Genomic DNA, 2,741 nt, shown 5'->3' on the forward strand with positions numbered 1-2,741 from the left:
CAGCTGCCAGCTTGCCACCGGTTAAAACCCGACATCTGTAAATAGCCAGAACACGACATTAGGATATTGCCGCTACATACTTAGAAACCGATAATGTTACTTATGTAAAATGGGATGCACTATAGCACGGTGTGTTGCCCATCAACGGAGTCAAGCACGCCGCTTATTTGCGAGCTGCTCCCGTCGGCGCGCCAGCCGAGTCCTCTCCTGACTTGTGCCGTACTCTGCTTCGGCAGCGGTGACAAGCCCAGTGATCGCGCCGGTAAGATCCACACGCACATTTCCTTCGACGAGACAGCTCCAATAGCGTTGGCCACGACACCAAAGCTTCACGCCGTTACGAGCGTCTCGCTCGCTGAGTCCAAGCGACGCCGCTCGGGCGAGCACGTCCTGGAGAATCCCGACCTTGAGCGGAACCTTTGGTGCAGGAGCGCGCGGAAACGCCTGCGGGAACTGTCGCTGCAGCGTCGCGACTGCTCGCGCGGCTGCGTCGGCAGAGGTTCGTCGAGGCTTCGACCGGAGCCCGGTTTCCCGTGCGACTTCGACTGTCACTTTTCGCGCGCGTGGAACAACCTCTTTGTCGCTCGTGCCTTGATTCAGCTGCGCTTTGAGCGCAGCGAGCTGTTCGAATCCCATCGTCTCGCCTGAAGTCAGTCCCCCAATTTTATCAGTGGGATCCAAACCACGCCGGGATCAGCGTCCTTTCCCGAAGTCAGGTGATCGAGAGAATACAGGCTCGCGACGCTGCAACGCTCGCCGCGAGTCGACGCGCGGGCATATCCTTCCTAGACAGACAGCAAGTCGTTGATTTTTGGCGAGATTAATTCAGGGCCCGGACGCAAAACCTTGCCAGGACTGAATCGCCCTAACCCGGAATCTGCACGAGAATCAAGACCACCCCATTCACGGGCACGTTCAGCTTTCTGCGCTGCACCCTCCAAGATGCGATGCTGGCGACGCTCACCAAGCCTGCGCGCCAGTTCTTCGCGAGAAGCGCGCCGGATCTGCCTTCGCCTGTTCCCCAGCGGGCGCGACTTCGTTGCGCAGCCTGTCATGTCGTTCATTGATATCTTTCTGCGACACCCGGGTTCAACGCATGGCATCACGGATAGTCGGCTTTGTATGATCGTTACGGCGGCTGGCGTCGTTGCCGAAACCAGCCGTCACGAGCTCACTGATCAGCCTACAGGCGGCCGGCATACACTTGGGTCTGGCCGCCGTCGACGACAAGGTTGATACCGTCGATGAAGGAGCTTGCATCGGATGCCAGGAATACCACTGCATCACCGATTTCTTCAGCTCGGCCAACTCGCCCAACCGGAATCTCTGCGGCGCATTTTTCCGTAAAGTCGCGGACCTGCTTCGGCGTCATGCCCTGCACGGTTTCATAGCCTTCGGTCGGAATAGCGCCCGGGCTGATCACGTTCACGCGGATGTTGCGGGACTTCAGCTCCGTGGTCCAGACACGGGCCATGCCGACGACTGCAGCCTTGGTGGCAGCATATGCCGTGTATTGCGGCAGGCCGATGAAAGCAGTCATGGACGAGGTCAAGATGATCGAGCCTCCTTTGTTCATGATCGGCAGCATCGCTTGGACCGTGAACAGCTGCCCCTTGAGGTTCACGTTGAGCATCGCGTCGAGGAATTCCTCGCTGACTTCCTCGAGTGGGCGTCCCTGGCAATAACCTGCGTTCGAAAACACGATATCCACGGTGCCTTTCTCCTCGCGGATGATCGATGCCACGCGCACCATGTCCTCCTTCTTGGACACGTCTGCTGCGATGGCGCGCGCATTCGAACCCAGGTTGCGAGCGGCGTCTTCCAGGACGCTCTGGCGACGGCCAACGATGTAGACGAAGGCGCCGGCCTCAGCTAGTCGCTCGGCCCCGCCCAGACCCAGACCCGTACCGCCGCCCGTGACCAGGGCGACTTTGCCTGCTAAAGATTGTGCTGACACTTCAATTCCTTTGAATAAAACAGTTACGGCTGTAGCTATGCTTACGCGTCGGTCAGCACGACGGTCATGCTTGAGAGATCGATGAAATCCTTGATCCTGTCGCCGAGCGCCAAGTGTTTCGGCTCGTGCATGTAGCGCTCCCAGTCCTCCCGCGAATCGAATTCGGCGATCAGGACGACGGCCCGTGTTGCCGACCAGTCAAGGGTCTGTTTGACAGAGAAGTCGCGGATCCAAGGCACGAGCGCTGGCAGCTCACTCAAGGTCTCGACCACGCCAGACAAGCTGGCTTCGGTGCACGCAGGGAATGTCGGACCAATGAAAATGTGTCGTAACATGCTGCAGTTCCTTAGCTGTTCTTTAAGGTGGACATATCGATGGCGAACCGGTACTTAACGTCGCCTTTTTCCAGACGCTCGTATGCTTCGTTGATCTGTTGCACGCCGACGACTTCGACGTCGGACACAATGTTGTGCTCGCCGCAAAAGTCGAGCATTTCCTGAGTCTCGGCGATACCACCGATCAGTGAACCTGAAATACTGCGGCCGCCGAAAATCAGGCTGTACGCCGACACATCGATTTTCTCGGCCGAGGCGCCGACCAAGGTCAGATTGCCTTCCGGGCGAAGCAGCTTCAGGTACTCGTTCAGGTCGTGCGGGGCCGATACGGTGTCAAGGATGAAGTCGAACGTGTCAACGTGTGCCTTCATCTCTTCCGGATTGCGCGACACCACTACCTCGTGGGCGCCAACGCGCAGCGCGTCCTGCTTCTTCTTAGACGATGTCGT

At 58.3% G+C, this 2,741-nt stretch carries 4 protein-coding genes; all 4 read right to left on the reverse strand.

Going from position 1 to position 2,741, the window contains the following annotated elements; translation table 11 throughout:
* Positions 1 to 150: 150 nt before the first annotated feature.
* A complete protein-coding gene (locus tag AWB76_RS38460; protein WP_061165304.1) occupies positions 151 to 636 on the reverse strand; it encodes a ProQ/FinO family protein in 486 nt (161 codons plus the stop codon).
* A gap of 547 nt (positions 637 to 1,183) precedes the next feature.
* Positions 1,184 to 1,957: an SDR family NAD(P)-dependent oxidoreductase gene (locus AWB76_RS38465; RefSeq protein ID WP_061165305.1), complete on the reverse strand. Its 774-nt coding sequence runs from the start codon at positions 1,955 to 1,957 to the stop codon at positions 1,184 to 1,186.
* A gap of 41 nt (positions 1,958 to 1,998) precedes the next feature.
* Positions 1,999 to 2,292, reverse strand: a complete 294-nt coding sequence (locus tag AWB76_RS38470) for a Dabb family protein (protein WP_082864639.1) — start codon at positions 2,290 to 2,292, stop codon at positions 1,999 to 2,001.
* 11 nt (positions 2,293 to 2,303) lie between these two features.
* A partial coding sequence (locus AWB76_RS38475) for a zinc-binding dehydrogenase (RefSeq protein ID WP_157696341.1) occupies positions 2,304 to 2,741 on the reverse strand: 438 nt, incomplete at its 5' end.

The sequence above is a fragment of the Caballeronia temeraria genome, from assembly GCF_001544795.2.
GTDB classification, from domain to species: domain Bacteria; phylum Pseudomonadota; class Gammaproteobacteria; order Burkholderiales; family Burkholderiaceae; genus Caballeronia; species Caballeronia temeraria.

Excerpts from the sequence above, each read along its gene's own strand:
- AWB76_RS38460 (WP_061165304.1), bottom strand. The coding sequence starts at position 636 with ATGGGATTCGAACAGCTCGCTGCGCTCAAAGCGCAGCTGAATCAAGGC.
- AWB76_RS38470 (WP_082864639.1), bottom strand. The coding sequence starts at position 2,292 with ATGTTACGACACATTTTCATTGGTCCGACATTCCCTGCGTGCACCGAA.